The organism is Halorussus sp. AFM4, assembly GCF_051194995.1.
Lineage (GTDB): Archaea > Halobacteriota > Halobacteria > Halobacteriales > Haladaptataceae > Halorussus.
This window is the reverse complement of the sequence record NZ_JBNTJT010000008.1, coordinates 3538-5134: the sequence shown is the minus strand read 5'-3', so window position 1 is coordinate 5134 and position 1597 is coordinate 3538. Positions and strand designations below refer to the sequence as shown.

Annotated in this window: 1 rRNA gene; it reads left to right on the top strand. The window is 59.0% G+C overall.

What is annotated here, in order from left to right:
• The first annotated feature begins 45 nt into the window (after window positions 1–45).
• A 16S ribosomal RNA gene (locus ACQUQF_RS25075) occupies window positions 46–1516 on the top strand.
• Window positions 1517–1597: the final 81 nt, after the last annotated feature.

Genomic DNA, 1597 nt, shown 5'->3' with positions numbered 1-1597 from the left:
TTGCTTCCGCCAGAGACCCACCGAGCTCTTCGGAGCTCGGCAACCATTCCGGTTGATCCTGCCGGAGGCCATTGCTATCGGAGTCCGATTTAGCCATGCTAGTCGCACGGGTTTAGACCCGTGGCAGATAGCTCAGTAACACGTGGCCAAACTGTCCTATGGATCGAGACAACCTCGGGAAACTGAGGCTAATCTCGAATACGGTTTCCACTCTGGAGTGAGGGAAACTAGAAACGCCCCGGCGCCATAGGATGTGGCTGCGGCCGATTAGGTAGACGGTGGGGTAACGGCCCACCGTGCCGATAATCGGTACGGGTTGTGAGAGCAAGAGCCCGGAGACGGAATCTGAGACAAGATTCCGGGCCCTACGGGGCGCAGCAGGCGCGAAAACTTTACACTGCACGACAGTGCGATAAGGGGACTCCGAGTGCGAGGGCATATAGTCCTCGCTTTTGTACACCGTAGGGAGGTGTACGAATAAGGGCTGGGCAAGACCGGTGCCAGCCGCCGCGGTAATACCGGCAGCCCGAGTGATGGCCGCTATTATTGGGCCTAAAGCGTCCGTAGCCAGCCAGACAGGTCCGTCGGGAAATCCAGTCGCTCAACGACTGGGCGTCCGGCGGAAACCAGCTGGCTTGGGGCCGGAAGATCCGAGGGGTACGTCCGGGGTAGGAGTGAAATCCCGTAATCCTGGACGGACCACCGGTGGCGAAAGCGCCTCGGAAAGACGGACCCGACGGTGAGGGACGAAAGCTAGGGTCACGAACCGGATTAGATACCCGGGTAGTCCTAGCTGTAAACGATGCCCGCTAAGTATGGCACACACTACGAGTGTGTGCTGTGCTGTAGTGAAGACGAGAAGCGGGCCGCCTGGGAAGTACGTCCGCAAGGATGAAACTTAAAGGAATTGGCGGGGGAGCACTACAACCGGAGGAGCCTGCGGTTTAATTGGACTCAACGCCGGACATCTCACCAGCTCCGACAGTAGGAGTGACGGTCAGTGTGATGAGCTTACCAGACCTACTGAGAGGAGGTGCATGGCCGCCGTCAGCTCGTACCGTGAGGCATCCTGTTAAGTCAGGCAACGAGCGAGACCCGCATCCCTAATTGCCAGCAATACCCTCGTGGTAGTTGGGTACATTAGGGAGACCGCCACGGCTAACGTGGAGGAAGGAACGGGCAACGGTAGGTCAGCATGCCCCGAATGAGCTGGGCTACACGCGGGCTACAATGGCCAGGACAACGGGTTCCAACACCGAAAGGTGGCGGTAATCTCTCAAACCTGGTCGTAGTTCGGATTGAGGGCTGAAATTCGCCCTCATGAAGCTGGATTCGGTAGTAATCGCGCTTCAGAAGAGCGCGGTGAATACGTCCCTGCTCCTTGCACACACCGCCCGTCAAAGCACCCGAGTGAGGTCCGGATGAGGCCGCCTACGGCGGTCGAATCTGGGCTTCGCAAGGGGGCTTAAGTCGTAACAAGGTAGCCGTAGGGGAATCTGCGGCTGGATCACCTCCTAACGCACGGGATCAGGCCGACGCGCCTGACCCACACACCCGTCTGTCGCCTTGCGACAGACACGGAGGGTCCTCGACGACC